Source organism: Streptomyces tauricus, from assembly GCF_014650955.1.
Taxonomy (GTDB): domain Bacteria; phylum Actinomycetota; class Actinomycetes; order Streptomycetales; family Streptomycetaceae; genus Streptomyces; species Streptomyces tauricus.
In genome coordinates, this window is sequence record NZ_BMVY01000015.1 from 33,533 (window position 1) to 48,393 (window position 14,861).

Genomic DNA, 14,861 nt, shown 5'->3' on the forward strand with positions numbered 1-14,861 from the left:
AAGGTTAGATCCATCTAACCGCCTGCTCTGCGGTGGTCGTGTATCGCCCAGCGGAAGTGCACCCAACCCACCTCTTTTCGGAGGCACCCATGGTCACCGTAGCCCCGCCCGACACCTGGACGTACGCCCTTCGTCTGCCCCATGACCCCCGTGCCGCCCGCGTCGCACGCATGACCGTGCGGGCCGCGCTGGACGGGCACGGGAGGGGTGAAGCCCTCGACGTCGTCGAGCTGTTGGCGTCCGAGCTGGTCACCAATGCCTACCGGCACACCGGAGGGCCCGCCTCGCTGCGGCTGACCGCGCTGGAGGACGGGCGCCTGCGCGTGGGGGTGTGGGACAGCAGTCCGTATGTTCCGGCTGCCTTCGATCAGCCTCCCGGTGGGCGGGTCCCGACCGCCCCGGCCGGCGCCGAGGGAGGGCGCGGGCTGCTCCTCGTACGGGAGTGCGCGAGTTCCTGGGGCGGCTGGTCCTTCGGTGACGGCCCGCTCGGACGCGGCGCCGGGAAGCTGCTGTGGTTCGAGGTCTGAGGAGCCCCCCTGCAGCTTCCCTCCCTGTACCCCCCTACACCCCCCTACAGACCCCTGCGCAACCCCCTACGCACGCCCTTGTCCGCCCGCGTTCACGCACTCCGGGCAGTCACCCTGTGCGACCCTCGGTCGAAACCCTCACCACGCCCCCCGCCCGGGGGTGAGAGCAACGTTCCCCCGTGGTCACCCGCAGGCACAGCGCGGAAACGCGCCCTCCCTACCTTCGGGAACACCACCCGGAGAAATCGTGGAGGCGTGAGATGACAGCCCCGAGCAGCAGCATCACGACGCGCAAGGGGGGCCGCTGGATCGAGCAGTGGGACCCGGAGGACGAGACGTTCTGGAAGGAGACGGGGGAGAAGGTCGCCCACCGGAACCTCTTCTTCTCCGTACTCTCCGAGCACATCGGGTTCTCGATCTGGACCCTCTGGTCGGTCATGGTGCTCTTCATGGGGCCCGAGTACGGGCTGACCCCCGCCGACAAGTTCTTCATCATCTCGATGGCCACGCTGGTCGGCGCCATCGTCCGGGTGCCCTACACCTTCGCCGTCGCCCGCTTCGGCGGCCGGAACTGGACCATCATCGCGGCGAGCATGCTGCTCGTCCCGACGATCGCCGCCTTCGTGGTGATGGAGCCCGGGACCTCGTTCGGGACCTTCCTCGTGTGCGCCATGCTCGCCGGTGTCGGGGGAGGGAACTTCGCCTCCTCCATGACCAACATCAACTCCTTCTTCCCGCTGCGGAAGAAGGGCTGGGCCCTCGGGCTCAACGCCGGCGGCGGCAACATCGGCGTACCCGTCGTACAGCTCATCGGGCTCGCCGTCATCGGGGCAAACGGTGGTCCGCGGCTGCTGCTCGGGATCTACATCCCGCTCATCGTCATCGCCGCCGTGCTCGGCGCCCTGTACATGGACAACATCACGTCCGTGAAGAACGACACCGGCGCCGCCCGCGAGGCCGTGAAGGACCCGCACACCTGGATCATGTCCTTCCTCTACATCGGGACGTTCGGGTCGTTCATCGGGTACAGCTTCGCCTTCGGGCTCGTCCTCCAGACACAGTTCGGGCGTACGCCGCTGGAGTCGGCGTACGTCACCTTCATCGGGCCGCTCCTCGGCTCGCTGATCCGGCCCGTCGGCGGCTGGCTCGCCGACAAGTACGGCGGCGCCCGCATCACCCTGTGGAACTTCGTCGGCATGGGCGCCGCGACCGCCGTCATCGTGGTCGCCTCCATGGAGAAGTCGCTCGCCCTGTTCACCACCGCGTTCATCGTGCTGTTCGTGCTCAGCGGGCTCGGCAACGGCTCCACGTACAAGATGATCCCCGGCATCTTCCAGGCCAAGGCCGCCGCCAAGGGGCTGACCGGGGAGGAGGCCGCCTCGTACGGGCGGCGGCTGTCGGGTGCCTCCATGGGGCTCATCGGCGCGGTCGGCGCGGTCGGCGGGCTCGGTATCAACCTGGCCTTCCGGCAGTCCTTCCTCAGCGTCGGTTCCGGCACCGGAGCCTTCCTCGCCTTCCTCGCCTTCTACGCGGCCTGCTTCGCGGTCACCTGGGCCGTATACCTTCGCCGCCCCGCCGCCTCCGGGTCGGCCGCCACGACCGAGTCGGAGGCGAAGACCCAGCTCAGCTACGCCGAGGTGTGACGCGACACGTCGCCCGGCACGTGACGTAACACGGGCGACATCAAGCCGAACCGAGCCTGTCACGCATGATTGACAGGCTCGGTGGTCCGCCCTGAGGCGGGCACATGGGGCGTGCAGAGGACGCCCCGGAGACTCCGGTACCTGAACCCCGGTACCTGAGGGGTCTCCGACACTCCGAGCGGGACGCCCCAACCCAGCGGGTGACGCGGACGAACACCACTCGAAGCGGGACGAGAGCCATGTACGAGGAACCACAGCGACCGGAGCAGCAACCGAATCAGCAACCGGACCGAACGGAGCACGGGCCGCTCGCGGGGTTCACCGTCGGGGTGACCGCCGCCCGCCGCGCCGACGAACTCGGCGCCCTGCTCCAGCGGCGCGGGGCCGCCGTTCTGCACGCCCCCGCCCTGCGCATCGTGCCTCTCGCCGACGACAGCGAACTGCTCGCGGCGACCAAGCAGTTGCTCGACCAGGCACCGGACATCGTCGTCGCAACCACCGCGATCGGGTTCCGCGGCTGGATCGAGGCCGCCGACGGCTGGGGGCTGGGAGAACAACTGCTCTCCGTGCTCCGCGGTGTCGAACTGCTCGCCCGTGGACCCAAGGTCAAAGGTGCGGTACGCGCCCAAGGGCTGACCGAGGAATGGTCGCCGTCCTCCGAATCCATGGCCGAGGTGCTCGACCGTCTGCTGGACGAAGGGGTCGACGGGCGCCGGATCGCGGTCCAGCTGCACGGCGAACCGCTGCCCGGCTTCGTCGAGTCGCTGCGGGCCGCGGGCGCCGAGGTCGTCGGCGTGCCCGTGTACCGGTGGATGGCCCCGGAGGACATCGGGCCCCTGGACCGGCTGCTCGACGCCACGATCAGCCGTGGCCTGGACGCGCTGACCTTCACCAGCGCCCCCGCCGCCGCCTCGTTGCTGGGCCGCGCCGACGAGCGCGGGCTGCTGCCCGAACTGCTCGCCGCCCTCAACCACGACGTGCTGCCCGCCTGCGTCGGCCCGGTCACCGCGCTGCCGCTGCAGGCCAGGGGCGTCGACACGGTCCAGCCGGAACGCTTCCGGCTCGGCCCCCTCGTACAGGTGCTGTGCAAGGAACTGCCCTCCCGGGCGCGGACCCTGCCGATCGCCGGGCACCGGGTGGAGATCCGCGGGCACGCGGTACTGGTGGACGACGCGCTGCGGCCCGTACCGCCCGCCGGGATGTCCCTGCTGCGCGCCCTGTCCCGGCGGCCCGGCTGGGTGGTGGCCCGGGCCGAACTGCTGCGGGCGCTGCCCGGCGCGGGCAAGGACGAGCACGCCGTGGAGACCGCGATGGCCCGGCTGCGTACGGCACTGGGCACGCCCAAGCTCATCCAGACCGTCGTCAAACGCGGCTACCGGCTGGCCCTCGACCCGGCCGCCGACTCCAAGTACGCCGACGTGTGACACGTACGTCCACGTGTGACACGTACGTCCACGTGTGACACGTACGTCCACGTGTGACATGGACGTTCACGTGTGACGCGTACGCCGATGTCTGACGCGTACGCCGGCCTGTGACGCGTACGCCGAGCCCTGACGTCCGGGTCGGCCGGACGGCTCACAGGCGCCGGCTCACCGGGACGAGCCGGGCGGGCCGGACGGGCCGGACGGGCCGGACCTGCCGTGGCGGCCATCGCGGCCGTACAGCGTCAGCGCTCGTGCCAACAGTCCCAGCGCGAGCGTGCACAGCACGGTCCGTACGACGTTCCAGGCCACCCACGGGTCCTCGAACTCCTCGCGCACGGCCGCCGCGTCGGCCGTCGTCGCCGGATTCCCTACGTCCGCGAGGTCGTTGTTCAGCGGGATGTTCACGGTGACGGTGAGCAGGAACGCCAGCCCGTACGCGACGAGCGCCGCGAACACCCACACGCGCGAGCGCGGTGAGCCGCGCGACTGCCAGGCCGCGACGGCCGTCAGTACCAGCGCGCCCAGGAAGGTCAGCAGGAACACCGGGTTCTGGATGACCTCGTTGATGTTCCGCATGACCTCGACGTACACGCGGTCGTCGCTGCGGGCCAGCGCCGGCATGATGCCGCACGCGAACGCGTAGAACAGCCCGGCGATCAGCCCCACGGCCACCGTGGCCGCGACCAGCACACCCCCGGCGGACCCGCTCCGCCCTCCACCGCTCTCCGTCGTCGTCCTGTTCTCCGTGTCGGCTGTCATGGTGTCGAGTCAAGTGCCGGGCAGGGCCGGACGACATGGTTCACACGCGCACCGGCATAAGCGGACGTCCAGCCCGCACGGCGGACAAGCCGGCGGCCGGACGGCGCGGGCGGGTACGGGACGGCGTGGGACTTCCCGCCGCGCGCGGGGGAAGGCACTGTAGGGGGTACGGGCCCCGCGTGGCCCTCTCACGGACCCCCACCCTCACGATCCCTCACCGGCCCCTCATGGCGGCGACCTCAAGGCGGTGACAGGCACATGGCACTGGGCACGGCCACGGCCCCGTACGAGCTGCGGTTCGACTCCGGGCGGATCTGTCTCGATCTCCTCGCGACCACGCACCCCGAGGAACGGCTCGACTCGGCCGAGCCGTTGCGGGCCTGGATCACCGGATCCGGACTCGTCCCGGCGGGTACGCCCCTCGCGGCGGCCGACTCCTCCTGGATCGTGGGCTTTCGTGAACTGCGGGGTCATATCGGACAGTTGGTGAGCAAGGAGCCGTCCCGGGACTCCCGGCCCTTCGTCATCGCGCTGGCCCGGGTCAACGAACTCGCCCGCGCCGCACCGCCCGTACCCTTGGCGGTGTGGGACGCGAGCGGCTCGCTCGTGCGCGGCCTGTGCGCTCCGCCGACCTGCGCGGCGCTCCTCGCGGCGGTCGCCCGTGACACGGTGGAGCTCCTCACGGACCCGGCGGCCCGCGCGAGCATCCGGCAGTGTGAGGGAGACAACTGCCCCATCGTCTACCTGGATACGTCCAGAGGGCGTCGCCGCAGGTGGTGCTCCAGTGAGGTGTGCGGAAACCGCGAACGGGTGGCCAGGCACCGGCGCAGAGCAGCCCTCGCACGGGCTTAGGATCTGCCGTGGATCCCTCGTGAAGCACTTGTGGAGCAGATGAGGAGGAGAAATCCTCACGCTCCCCACAAAGAATTCCATTCACTTTGAACAGCGCAACGCCCGCACCCGTATCCGGAGATGAGCGACCGACTGGGGGATCCCCCGGACACCGGAGGTAGGCGTGCGCAAGGATTCCGCCGTGGCCGATGAACGATCGCCGAGGGCCCGACATCGCATGTCCCAGCCCTCGGAACCCGACGAGGAGCTGATGCGTGCGCTGTACCGGGAACACGCGGGGCCCCTGCTCGCCTATGTGCTGCGGCTGGTCGCCGGGGACCGGCAGCGGGCGGAGGACGTCGTGCAGGAGACGCTCATCCGCGCGTGGAAGAACGCCGGTCAGCTCAACCGAGCGACCGGTTCGGTACGCCCCTGGCTGGTGACGGTCGCCCGGCGCATCGTCATCGACGGGCACCGCAGCCGGCAGGCCCGGCCGCAGGAGGTGGACCCGTCGCCGCTGGAGGTCATTCCCGCGGAGGACGAGATCGACAAGGCGTTGTGGCTGATGACACTCTCTGACGCGCTCGACGACCTGACCCCCGCCCACCGGGAGGTACTGGTCGAGACGTACTTCAAGGGGCGTACCGTAAACGAAGCCGCCGAGACCCTGGGGATACCCAGCGGCACGGTGCGATCACGGGTGTTCTATGCCCTGCGTTCGATGAAGCTCGCACTGGAGGAGCGGGGGGTGACGGCATGAGCACATACGGGGGATACGGAACGGGTAGTCCTGGACCCATGCAAAGTTCGCAAGGGCAGGGCGATCTGCACGAGACGGTAGGGGCCTACGCGCTGGGCATCCTCGACGACGCCGAGGCGACCGAGTTCGAGGCGCACCTCGCCACCTGCGAGTGGTGCGGGCAGCAGCTCGACGAACTCGCGGGCATGGAGCCGATGCTCGCCGCCCTCGCGGACCTGCCGGGTACGCGCGGCACACCGGCCATCGGCGAGACACTGGCCGTCCGCCCGAGCCCACAGCTCTCCGACCGGCTGGTCGGCGAAGTGGTCGAGCGGCGCGTCAAGGCCAAGAAGAGCCGGCGCCTGTTCTTCGGACTCGCGGCCTCGCTGATCATCGGCGGCCCGATCGCGGCGATCGCGGCCACCAGCGGCGGTGACACCGCGCAGGAGGCCAAGCCGCTGGCGTCGGTCAGTCCCGCCAAGCAGGTGTTCACGGAGATGAAGGACAAGGTCGAGGCGACGGACGCGGCCACTCAGGTCAACGCCGCGGTCGGCACGGAGAGCAAGCCCTACGGCACGGGTATCGCCCTCCAGCTGAAGAACGTCAAGGGCCCGCAGAAGTGCTCCCTCGTCGCCGTCAGCAAGAGCGGCGAGCGGGAGACGGCGACCACCTGGACCGTCCCGAAGTGGGGCTACGGAATCAAGGGCGCCGCCACCGAGCTGGCCAGGAATCCGCTCTATCTCCAGGGCGCCGTGGCGATGAGCAGCGCCGACATCGACCACTTCGAGGTCGTCACCTTCGACGGTGACAAACTGGTCGAGGTCGACGCGTGAGCCGGCGCGTGAGGTCGCGTGCGGGCCGACGGGAAAGCCGGCGCGCGGCCGACCGGTAAGTGGATCAAGAGCGGAAACGTAGCCCGACGGGCTCCCCTTCGCGTACGGTTGACGGCTGCCATGCACGTCAGAAGGGGGCCCGGTGGCCGCTCAGGTTCAGCAGGAAATGGCGCTCGATCCGGTAGGCGACTCCGTACGCGACCGGGAGATCGGCGTCGAACAGGAACACCTCGACCGGGTGTACCAGCGTCTTGAGGAAAAGATCCACGAGGCGGAGTTCCTGATGAACGACGCCGCCCAGCGCGGCCAGGTCGGTACGCCCGGGGCACTCGCGGAGCGCGACGCGCAGGTGTTCCGGGCGGGGATCCATCTCAACCGCCTGAACAACGAGTTCGAGGACTTCCTCTTCGGGAGGATCGACCTCCTCCTCGGCAAGGACGGCAAGAAGGGCCCGGACGGCGCGTACACGGCGGTCGAACCCGCCGAGGGAGCCGTCCGGCCCGACAACACCGCCGACATCGCGGAGACCCTCCACATCGGCCGTATCGGCGTCCTCGACGCCGAGTACGCGCCGCTGGTGATCGACTGGCGGGCCCCCGCAGCCGCGCCGTTCTACCGCTCCACCCCGGTCGACCCCGGCCGGGTCGTACGCCGCCGGGTCATCCGCTCCAAGGGCCGCAAGGTTCTCGGGGTCGAGGACGACCTGATGCGCCCGGAGCTCAAGGCCACCCTCGCCGGGAACGAGCTGGCGGTGATCGGCGACGGCGCCCTGATGGCCGCCCTGGGCCAGGCCCGCAGCCACACCATGCGGGACATCGTCGCCTCCATCCAGGCCGAGCAGGACCTGGTCATCCGGGCCCCCGCCGCGTCCGTGACGTACGTGGAGGGCGGCCCCGGCACCGGCAAGACCGCGGTGGCACTGCACCGGGCCGCCTACCTGCTCTACCAGGACCGCAGACGGTACGCGGGCGGCATCCTCATCGTCTCGCCCACGCCGCTGCTCGTCGCGTACACCGAAGGCGTCCTGCCGTCGCTCGGCGAGGAGGGCCAGGTAGCCATCCGCGCGGTCGGCTCCCTGGTCGACGGCGCCGAGGCCACCCAGTACGACGCACCTGCGGTGGCCCGCGCCAAGGGGTCCCACCGGATGCTCAAGGTGCTGCGGCAGGCGGCACGCGGGGCACTGGAGACGTCCGGCGCGCCCGGCGCTCCGGCCCCGTCCGCCCAGTCGTCCGGGCAGCTCTCCTTCGGTGACGAGGGGGAGGAGGACGAGGAGCCCGGCACGCGGGCCCCGGCGGTCACGCCCACCCGGCTGCGCGTGGTCGCCTTCGGGCGCCGGCTGGAGCTGGAGGCGCCCGAGCTGGACCGCATCCGGCAGAACGCTCTCTCCGGGACCGCGCCCGTGAACCTGCTGCGCCCCCGCGCCCGCAAACTGCTGCTCGACGCCCTTTGGTCGCGCTCCGGCGCGGGCAGCCGGCACACCGACCCCGAGCTGGCCGCCGAACTGCGCTCGTCGTTCGACGAGGACGTCAGCTCCGAGGACGCCTTCATCGGCTTCCTCGACGCCTGGTGGCCCGAGCTGACACCGCGCGCCGTGCTGGCGGCGATGTCCGACGAGCGGCGGCTCGGGCGCTGGGCGCGGCGGATCCTCAACCCCGGCGAGGTACGGCGGGTGGCTCGCTCCCTCAAGCGGGACGGGCTCTCCGTGCACGACGTGGCCATGCTCGACGAGCTGGAGGCGATCGTCGGCACCCCGACCCGCCCCCGCAAGAAGCGCGACCTGGACCCGCTCGACCAGCTGACGGGGCTGGAGGAGCTGATGCCCCAGCGCGAGGAGACGCAGCGCGAGCGGGCCGAACGGCTGGCCCAGGAGCGTACGGAGTACGCGCACGTCATCGTCGACGAGGCGCAGGACCTCACGCCCATGCAGTGGCGCATGATCGGCCGCCGCGGCCGGCACGCCACCTGGACCGTGGTCGGCGACCCCGCCCAGTCGTCCTGGTCGCACCCGGACGAGGCCGCCGAGGCCCGTGACGAGGCCCTCGGCAGCCGCCCGCGCCGCCGCTTCACGCTCACCGTGAACTACCGCAACCCCGCCGAGATCGCCGAACTCGCCGCCAAGGTGCTGGCCCTCGCCATGCCCGGCTCCGAATCGCCGAGAGCGGTCCGCTCGACGGGCGTGCGGCCCCGCTTCGTGACCGCGGTGCCTTCCGGGAGCCAGGCGGGCGCCACGGGCGGACAGGGCAGCCAGGGCGGACAGAGCGGTCAGGGCGGCTCCGGTGGGGCGCGGGACGCCCTGTCGAGGACCGTGCGGGAGGAGGCCGCCCGGCTGCTCGACCAGGTCGACGGCACGGTCGGCGTCGTCGTCGCCATGAACCGCCGGGGCGAGGCCGCACGGTGGCTCGCCGGGCTCGGGGACCGCGTGGTGGCCCTCGGCAGCCTGGAGGCCAAGGGCCTGGAGTACGACGCCACGGTGGTCGTGTCGCCCGCGGAGATCGCCGACGAGTCACCGGCCGGACTGCGGGTGCTGTACGTGGCGCTGACCCGGGCGACCCAGCAGCTCACCATCGTCTCGGCGGCCCGCGACGAGCCGGACGCGGACGGGGTACCGGATCTGCTGCGGGACTGAGCGGGTCTGCCCCGCGTGGGGCGGGTCCTGTCCCCTCGGGTCGGGCCGGGCGGGTCCGTGAAGTGCGGGGCCCGCTCCGGTGAACCGCGGGGCCCGTCCGCGTAAAGCTTCCCTGTGAACCCACGGTGCGGGAATTGCCTTACGGGGATCGTTTGTTACCTTTGACGTGACACCGGCCCGATCCAAGCCCCCGGGCCCAACCTTCGTCGCTACGAGCGACCACTTGCCGCGAGGCGAGCATGGCGGGTCGGTGTCATTGAACGTAGGAAACAGCAGTAGTCGCACGGCAGAGGTCCACGTCACCAAGTGACGTGGACCTCTGCCGTGGTGAACAAAAGGTTCTCAATCCGGGGCGGCTACCACGTACTCCGCGGTAGGTGCGACGATCGGACGGCAAACCACGAGCAAGTAGTGCTCGCAGTACCCGTAGTACCCGGTGAAAGCAGAGGAAGTCGGCCATGGCAACGGCGCCCAGCGTCTCCTACTCGATTACGGTCCGGTTGGAGGTGCCCGCGAGCGGAACCGCGGTCTCCCAGATCACCACCGCCGTGGAGTCCAGCGGAGGCTCGGTGACGGGCCTCGACGTGACGGCCTCCGGCCACGAGAAGCTCCGTATCGACGTCACCATCGCGGCGTCCTCCACGAAGCACTCGGAAGAGATCGTCGAGCAGCTGCGCGGCATCGAGGACGTCACGCTCGGCAAGGTCTCCGACCGTACGTTCCTGATGCACCTCGGCGGCAAGATCGAGATGGCGTCCAAGCACCCCATCCGCAACCGTGACGACCTCTCGATGATCTACACGCCCGGTGTGGCCCGCGTGTGCATGGCGATCGCCGAGAACCCCGAGGACGCCCGCCGTCTGACCATCAAGCGCAACTCGGTGGCGGTCGTCACCGACGGCTCGGCCGTGCTCGGCCTCGGCAACATCGGCCCGAAGGCCGCCCTGCCGGTGATGGAGGGCAAGGCCGCGCTCTTCAAGCGGTTCGCCGGCATCGACGCCTGGCCGCTGTGCCTGGACACGCAGGACACCGACGCGATCGTGGAGATCGTCAAGGCGATCGCCCCCGGCTTCGCGGGCATCAACCTCGAAGACATCTCGGCCCCGCGCTGCTTCGAGATCGAGGCCCGTCTGCGCGAGGCCCTCGACATCCCCGTCTTCCACGACGACCAGCACGGCACGGCGATCGTCGTCCTCGCCTCGCTCACGAACGCGCTGCGCGTGACCGGCAAGTCGATCGGCGACATCCGCGTCGTCATGTCCGGCGCGGGCGCGGCCGGTACGGCCATCCTGAAACTGCTGCTCGCCGCGGGCGTCAAGCACGCCGTCGTGGCCGACATCCACGGTGTCGTGCACGCGGGCCGCGAGGACCTGGTGAAGGCCGCCGAGGACTCGCCGCTGCGGTGGATCGCCGACAACACCAACCCCGAGGGCGTCACGGGCACGCTGAAGCAGGCCGTGCGCGGCGCGGACGTCTTCATCGGCGTCTCGGCCCCGAACGTGCTGGACGGCGACGACGTGGCCGCGATGGCCGACGACGCGATCGTCTTCGCGCTCGCGAACCCCGACCCCGAGGTCGACCCGGGTATCGCCCGGCAGACCGCGGCGGTCGTGGCCACCGGCCGCTCGGACTTCCCGAACCAGATCAACAACGTGCTGGTCTTCCCGGGTGTCTTCCGCGGACTCCTGGACGCCCAGTCCCGCACGGTCAACACCGAGATGATGCTTGCGGCCGCAACGGCGCTGGCGGAGGTCGTGACCGAGGACGAGCTCAACGCGAACTACATCATCCCCAGCGTCTTCAACGACAAGGTCGCGGGGGCGGTGGCGGGCGCGGTGCGCGACGCGGCGAAGGCGGCAGGCGTCACAGTCTGAGGCGCCGCCTCACCTCCCTGAGGGCTGCGCCCCAGACCCCCCTGTCGCGCTGGCGCGCTCGTCCTCACACGCCGGACGGGCTCATGGTCAGCCCCTCCGGCGTCTGAGGAGCGGGGGTCCGGGGGCGGCGCCCCCGGGTCTGTGACGGTTGCCACCCCGGTCCCAAACCGGCGCGTCGCCGGACACAGCGCCTCGGCGCGCCTCTAGGGTGGCGGCCATGGCTCGGTCCCTGCGGGCCCACCAGGTCCTTACCGGCCCTGCGGTCCGCTGCCGGGAGCGGACGGAGCGTCACCATTTCGAGGCCGTGGCGCTTTTCGTGTGACTCCCAGGGGTGCCGGATTGGCTTTCCCGCCGCAGGTGGGGGCAGGATGCGTCTTCGGGCGCCAAGGGTCCGGCCACGGACCCGGGTCCGGGGACCGCCGAGGACCCTGGCAGCATCGGCTTCGACGTGCCCGAGATGCGGCTCCGCCGCGTGGCACGCCTCAACGGCAAGAAGAACACGGGAGTAACAACATGAACCGCAGTGAGCTGGTGGCCGCGCTGGCCGACCGTGCCGAGGTGACCCGCAAGGACGCCGACGCCGTTCTGGCCGCCTTCGCCGAGACCGTCGGTGAGATCGTCGCCAAGGGCGACGAGAAGGTCACCATCCCCGGCTTCCTGACCTTCGAGCGCACCCACCGTGCCGCTCGTACCGCTCGCAACCCGCAGACCGGTGACCCGATCCAGATCCCGGCCGGCTACAGCGTCAAGGTCTCCGCGGGCAGCAAGCTCAAGGAAGCCGCCAAGGGCAAGTAAGCGCTTAGCGCTTAGCGCTTCGCTGAGAACGCTGATGGGGCGGCACCCGGACTTCCGGGTGCCGCCCCATCGTGGTTGCTTGAAGACGGCCTCAAACGCCGGCCGGGCTGACTGTCAGCCCAGTGCCTTGCCCGGCAGCTCGACCTTCGCGCCCAGCTCGATCAGCTTCTCCATGAAGTTCTCGTAGCCGCGGTTGATCAGGTCGATGCCGTGCACCCGGGACGTGCCCTGGGCCGCCAGCGCCGCGATGAGGTACGAGAAGCCGCCGCGCAGGTCGGGGATGACCAGGTCGGCGCCCTGGAGCTTCGTCGGGCCCGACACGACCGCCGAGTGCAGGAAGTTGCGCTGGCCGAAGCGGCAGCGCGAGCCGCCCAGGCACTCGCGGTAGAGCTGGATGTGCGCGCCCATCTGGTTCAGCGCGGACGTGAAGCCGAGGCGGGACTCGTACACCGTCTCGTGGACGATGGAGAGGCCGGTGGCCTGCGTGAGGGCGACCACGAGGGGCTGCTGCCAGTCCGTCTGGAAGCCCGGGTGGACGTCCGTCTCCAGCGCGATCGACTTGAGCTGGCCGCCGGGGTGCCAGAAGCGGATGCCCTCGTCGTCGATCTCGAAGGCGCCGCCGACCTTGCGGTAGGTGTTGAGGAACGTCATCATCGAGCGCTGCTGGGCGCCGCGGACGTAGATGTTGCCTTCGGTCGCCAGGGCCGCGGAAGCCCACGAGGCGGCCTCCAGGCGGTCCGGCAGGGCCGCGTGGGTGTAACCGCCGAGCTTGTCGACGCCCGTGACGCGGATGGTGCGGTCGGTGTCCATCGCGATGATCGCGCCCATTTTCTGCAGGACGCAGATCAGGTCCTCGATCTCCGGCTCGACCGCCGCGTTCGCGAGCTCCGTGACGCCCTCCGCGAGGACGGCCGTCAGCAGCACCTGCTCGGTCGCGCCGACGGACGGGTACGGCAGCTCGATCTTCGTGCCGCGCAGCCGCTGCGGAGCCTCCAGGTACTGGCCGTCCGCGCGCTTCTCGATCGTCGCGCCGAACTGCCGCAGCACCTCGAAGTGGAAGTCGATCGGCCGGCCGCCGATGTCGCAGCCGCCGAGACCCGGGATGAACGCGTGGCCGAGGCGGTGCAGCAGCGGGCCGCACAGGAGGATCGGGATACGCGACGAGCCCGCGTGGGCGTCGATGTCCGCGACGTTGGCGCTCTCCACGTGCGACGGGTCCATGATGAGCTCGCCCGGCTCCTCACCCGGACGGACCGTCACCCCGTGCAGCTGCAGCAGTCCGCGTACGACCCGCACGTCACGGATGTCCGGGACATTGCGCAGCCGGCTCGGAGCACTGCCGAGCAGTGCGGCAACCATGGCCTTGGGCACGAGGTTCTTCGCACCGCGGACACGGATCTCACCCTCCAGCGGGGTTCCGCCGTGGACAAGGAGTACGTCGTCTGAGCCGTTGACGGTCATGTATCTCGCGTTCCGATTGGTGGGACAGAGGCGAAGAAGCAAGGGTAATGGCCGCCCACCCCCCTTCAGTAAGCCCAAGGGGTTCTCAGACACGTCATAGCTTTGCCACAACACGAACCGTGCCTAATCGGACACGAGGGGTCACCGGCCCCACCGTGCGCTCCACCTGCACCCCTGCGCCCTGGCCTGCATTCACGCGGTTACGGGTATTGCCTCCCCGTCCGCGGGGCAGATGCGGGATCATGTCTCGCATGACCGAGGTGTCCTCGCTCACAGGGCGGCTGCTCGTGGCCACACCCGCCCTGGCGGACCCCAACTTCGACCGCGCGGTGGTGCTGCTCCTCGACCACGACGAGGAGGGCTCGCTGGGCGTCGTCCTCAACCGCCCCACGCCGGTGGACGTGGGCGACATCCTCGCGGGCTGGGCGGAACTCGCGGGGGAGCCCGGGGTCGTGTTCCAGGGCGGCCCGGTCTCCCTGGACTCGGCGCTCGGCGTGGCGGTCATCCCGGGGGGCGCCTCCGGGGAGCGCGCGCCGCTCGGCTGGCGCCGGGTGCACGGCGCGATCGGACTCGTGGACCTGGAGGCCCCGCCGGAGCTGCTCGCCTCGGCGCTCGGCTCCCTGCGGATCTTCGCGGGGTACGCGGGCTGGGGGCCGGGGCAGCTGGAGGACGAACTGAGCGAGGGCGCCTGGTACGTCGTCGAGTCCGAGCCCGGTGACGTCTCCTCGCCCGCTCCGGAACGGCTGTGGCGCGAGGTGCTGCGCCGTCAGCGCAACGAACTGGCGATGGTGGCCACGTACCCGGACGACCCTTCGCTCAACTGATGTCCCCGAGCTTCAGTACTCTTGCGTTTATGAGCACTCTTGAGCCTGAGACCCAGCCCCAGCGAGGCACTGGGACGGGGACCCTCGTAGAGCCGACGCCGCAGACGTCGCACGGCGACGGGGACCACGAGCGCTTCGCCCACTACGTCCAGAAGGACAAGATCATGGCGAGCGCGCTCGACGGTACGCCCGTCGTCGCACTCTGCGGCAAGGTGTGGGTCCCGGGCCGGGACCCGAAGAAGTACCCCGTCTGTCCCATGTGCAAGGAGATCTACGAGTCCATGGGCGCCGGCGGCGACGACGGCAAGGGCGGCGGCAAGGGCAAGGACGGCGGCAAGTAGCGCCCCCGTGGACCCCGTGGGCTTACCGGCGCGGGTTCCGCGTGGGCGGAGCGTGACGGAGTACGGCCGCGGCGCCCCGATGCGGGTGCCGCGGCTCTGTCATGCCCGGTCGGCTCCCGGGGGCTCCGCCGTCGAGTGATCGGCGGGTCGGGCCGCTCAGGCGTATGCGGCGTATCCGGGG

The 14,861-nt window shown here is 70.6% G+C and carries 13 protein-coding genes; 11 read left to right on the plus strand and 2 right to left on the minus strand.

The genetic code is table 11. From position 1 onward, the window contains the following. The first annotated feature begins 89 nt into the window (after positions 1–89). The 3 genes from IE278_RS22765 (at position 90) to IE278_RS22775 (ending at position 3,594) form a co-directional block, all read left to right on the plus strand. Positions 90–527: an ATP-binding protein gene (locus IE278_RS22765; RefSeq protein ID WP_189775090.1), complete on the plus strand. Its 438-nt coding sequence runs from the start codon at positions 90–92 to the stop codon at positions 525–527. A gap of 260 nt (positions 528–787) precedes the next feature. Then, positions 788–2,170: a nitrate/nitrite transporter gene (locus IE278_RS22770; protein WP_189775091.1), complete on the plus strand. Its 1,383-nt coding sequence runs from the start codon at positions 788–790 to the stop codon at positions 2,168–2,170. A gap of 239 nt (positions 2,171–2,409) precedes the next feature. Beyond that, entirely contained in the window at positions 2,410–3,594 is a 1,185-nt protein-coding gene (locus IE278_RS22775) for a uroporphyrinogen-III synthase (RefSeq protein ID WP_189775092.1), read from the plus strand. Positions 3,595–3,762: 168 nt separating this feature from the next. Here the strand turns inward: IE278_RS22775 and IE278_RS22780 are convergent, their stop codons facing one another. Continuing rightward, positions 3,763–4,356: an anthrone oxygenase family protein gene (locus tag IE278_RS22780; protein WP_189775093.1), complete on the minus strand. Its 594-nt coding sequence runs from the start codon at positions 4,354–4,356 to the stop codon at positions 3,763–3,765. A 258-nt stretch (positions 4,357–4,614) separates the two neighbouring features. Here IE278_RS22780 and IE278_RS22785 point away from each other — a divergent pair, with 258 nt between their 5' ends. The 6 genes from IE278_RS22785 (at position 4,615) to IE278_RS22810 (ending at position 12,054) form a co-directional block, all read left to right on the plus strand. Further along, on the plus strand, positions 4,615–5,208 hold the full coding sequence (locus tag IE278_RS22785; protein WP_189775094.1) for a CGNR zinc finger domain-containing protein: 594 nt from the start codon (positions 4,615–4,617) through the stop codon (positions 5,206–5,208). 217 nt (positions 5,209–5,425) lie between these two features. Continuing rightward, positions 5,426–5,947, plus strand: a complete 522-nt coding sequence (locus IE278_RS22790) for a sigma-70 family RNA polymerase sigma factor (RefSeq protein ID WP_010039908.1) — start codon at positions 5,426–5,428, stop codon at positions 5,945–5,947. A gap of 38 nt (positions 5,948–5,985) precedes the next feature. Next, complete coding sequence (locus IE278_RS22795; RefSeq protein ID WP_189775095.1) at positions 5,986–6,759, plus strand: anti-sigma factor family protein; 774 nt, start codon at positions 5,986–5,988, stop codon at positions 6,757–6,759. Between the two features lie 142 nt (positions 6,760–6,901). Continuing rightward, entirely contained in the window at positions 6,902–9,385 is a 2,484-nt protein-coding gene (locus tag IE278_RS22800; protein WP_246570535.1) for a HelD family protein, read from the plus strand. A gap of 458 nt (positions 9,386–9,843) precedes the next feature. Continuing rightward, entirely contained in the window at positions 9,844–11,259 is a 1,416-nt protein-coding gene (locus IE278_RS22805) for an NAD-dependent malic enzyme (protein WP_189775096.1), read from the plus strand. A gap of 513 nt (positions 11,260–11,772) precedes the next feature. Next, the gene (locus tag IE278_RS22810; RefSeq protein ID WP_007382399.1) at positions 11,773–12,054 is read left to right on the plus strand and encodes an HU family DNA-binding protein; all 282 of its coding nucleotides are present in this window, start codon (positions 11,773–11,775) and stop codon (positions 12,052–12,054) included. A gap of 114 nt (positions 12,055–12,168) precedes the next feature. Here IE278_RS22810 and murA read toward each other — a convergent pair whose 3' ends face one another. After that, the gene (murA, locus tag IE278_RS22815) at positions 12,169–13,515 is read right to left on the minus strand and encodes a UDP-N-acetylglucosamine 1-carboxyvinyltransferase (protein ID WP_189775097.1); all 1,347 of its coding nucleotides are present in this window, start codon (positions 13,513–13,515) and stop codon (positions 12,169–12,171) included. A gap of 251 nt (positions 13,516–13,766) precedes the next feature. Here murA and IE278_RS22820 point away from each other — a divergent pair, with 251 nt between their 5' ends. Both IE278_RS22820 and IE278_RS22825 read left to right on the plus strand, forming a co-directional pair. Beyond that, positions 13,767–14,339, plus strand: a complete 573-nt coding sequence (locus IE278_RS22820; protein ID WP_189775098.1) for a YqgE/AlgH family protein — start codon at positions 13,767–13,769, stop codon at positions 14,337–14,339. Positions 14,340–14,368: 29 nt separating this feature from the next. Beyond that, a complete protein-coding gene (locus IE278_RS22825) occupies positions 14,369–14,680 on the plus strand; it encodes a DUF3039 domain-containing protein (protein WP_189775099.1) in 312 nt (103 codons plus the stop codon). Positions 14,681–14,861 lie beyond the last annotated feature (181 nt).